The organism is Pseudoalteromonas sp. SR45-5 (assembly GCF_014163565.1).
GTDB classification, from domain to species: Bacteria; Pseudomonadota; Gammaproteobacteria; order Enterobacterales; family Alteromonadaceae; genus Pseudoalteromonas; species Pseudoalteromonas distincta.
This window is the reverse complement of sequence record NZ_JACJDN010000748.1, coordinates 1-1,694: the sequence shown is the minus strand read 5'-3', so window position 1 is coordinate 1,694 and position 1,694 is coordinate 1. Positions and strand designations below refer to the sequence as shown.

General features: G+C 37.8%; 2 protein-coding genes. Both read right to left on the bottom strand.

What is annotated here, in order from left to right:
* Nucleotides 1-261: hypothetical protein (locus H5072_RS18615; RefSeq protein ID WP_220488706.1), on the bottom strand; the 261-nt coding region annotated here is incomplete at its 3' end.
* A 2-nt stretch (nt 262-263) separates the two neighbouring features.
* Nucleotides 264-1,352 (bottom strand): dTDP-glucose 4,6-dehydratase, encoded by a 1,089-nt coding sequence (gene rfbB, locus H5072_RS18610; RefSeq protein WP_182694411.1) that lies wholly within the window; start codon nt 1,350-1,352, stop codon nt 264-266.
* Between the last annotated feature and the right edge of the window lie 342 nt (nt 1,353-1,694).

The following is a 1,694-nucleotide window of genomic DNA, read 5'->3' as shown; positions in this document are numbered from 1 at the left end:
GTAAAAATGGTTATAAAATACTAAGTCTAGGTCAAACTGCATATCGGGAGACTGTGCAACATAATCTTTTAAATTAGCAAAACGCCCTTCTTTTATTCCAAAATTATTCCAATGAGCTATTAACTCTTGCTCACTTAATACTGCTAAATCGTTATAAAGGCTTTTATAAAAATCTATATCTAATTTTATGTTTTGTTTATGACTAACGCTAGCAGGGCTCGTGCTATGCACCAATGCTTTAGTTTTTTTTCTTTTAAACATAGTTATTTACTTTCTAGTAAGGGAAGCCACCATGCCTCGTTATCTAAATACCAATCTAATGTTTTAGCAAAGCCTGTTTCAAAACTTTCTGCTGGTACATAGCCTAGCTCGTTATTTGTTTTAGTTGCATCAATTGCATATCGGCGGTCGTGTCCTGCACGGTCTGTAACGTATGTTATTAATTGTTCAACGTTATTTTCCATAGCAGCTTTAGCATTAGGGAAGCGTTTTGCAAGCTCTGAGTTTGTAGCAAACTTTTCGCCCATTACTTTACATACCAATTTAACTATATCTATATTGGCCCATTCGTTATTGCCGCCAATGTTATAATTTTCGCCTATGCGACCTTTTTTAAGCACAAGCTCTATGCCGCGTGCGTGATCTTCTACGTATAGCCAGTCGCGAATTTGTTGGCCATCACCATAAACAGGTAAAGGCTTGTCGTTTAAAATGTTAGTAACAATAAGCGGTATTAGTTTTTCAGGAAAGTGAAACGGCCCATAGTTGTTTGAGCAATTTGATGTAGTAACCTCAAGTCCATAAGTATGGTGGTATGCACGCACTAAGTGGTCGCTTGCCGCTTTTGATGCAGAATATGGTGAGTTTGGTGCGTAGGCTGTTTCTTCAGTAAAGGCAGGATCGGTTGCGCTTAATGTGCCGTATACTTCGTCGGTGCTTACATGATGAAAGCGATGCTCTAAAGGCTCCTTACCAGCTGCTTTAGGCTCGTCTATCCACTTTTTTTTAGCTGCTTTTAATAAGCTGTATGTGCCTAGTATATTTGTTTCAATAAAGGCGTCGGGCCCTGTTATTGAGCGATCTACATGCGACTCTGCTGCAAAGTGTACTATGGTGTTTAACTGATGAGTATCGATTAGGTTTTCGATTAACGCCGTATCGCAAATATCGCCGTGTACAAAGGTCATATTTGGGTTGTTTGCTACACTGTCTAGGTTGGCTTTGTTACCTGCATAGGTAAGTGCGTCTAGCACTATTACTTTGTCTTGTGGGTTTTGCGCTAACCAGTAATGTACAAAGTTGGCACCTATAAAACCTGCACCGCCGGTTACTAATAAATTTTTTACTGTCATCTGTTATTCCATTTTACAAATTTTGGCTATACGCCTTATGTCATCGTTACGAGTCGTAAGCTGTAAGCCGTAAGACTACAAATTGTTGTTTACTAAATGGTAAGGTAATAAAAGGCTATTTATTATGACCTTTTATGTGTTTTATTTAGTAATAATAATTACTTTACTCGCCTAAAAAGTGAGGTTTACACCTCACTTACAAAATATTTTTATAACCAAGAAGCTTAATAACAGCAGCAAGCTAAGTGCCTGCAATCACTTCTCTTTGTTTTGTGTGTATTCTCTGTGGTGATTAACCTCTTTATGAGCGAGGTATAAAACATCACCTACAAAACAATTTTA

Bases quoted from the DNA above. Each gene is read 5' to 3' on its own strand.
- rfbB (WP_182694411.1), bottom strand. From the start codon at position 1,352: ATGACAGTAAAAAATTTATTAGTAACCGGCGGTGCAGGTTTTATAGGT.